1 pseudogene is annotated in these 250 nt (G+C 43.6%); it reads left to right on the forward strand.

Annotated elements, in window-relative coordinates:
- A pseudogene (locus tag MiAbW_RS19440) lies at positions 1 to 97 on the forward strand (IS630 family transposase); the annotation flags it as partial.
- Between the last annotated feature and the right edge of the window lie 153 nt (positions 98 to 250).

Genomic DNA, 250 nt, shown 5'->3' on the forward strand with positions numbered 1-250 from the left:
TATCGAACATGATTTTAGTGCATTAAAGAGGGCAAGAATGTATGCTCCTGTGGGGACACCCCTTGATGAAATTATTCGTACTTATTGTGTCGCCTAGTGTCTCGTTCTTATTTGAAATAACTATATCTCACGAGCCAGCCATAACTGCCAAGTCAGTAGAGGCATCAAATCGCGACCAGATTGCCCTTGTTCGGGAGTTGAAAGTTTGGGTAAAGTCCAGTGTAATCTTTGCAAAGCGCGAGCGATTCCA

This window comes from Microcystis aeruginosa NIES-4325 (assembly GCF_008974145.1).
Lineage (GTDB): Bacteria > Cyanobacteriota > Cyanobacteriia > Cyanobacteriales > Microcystaceae > Microcystis > Microcystis aeruginosa_G.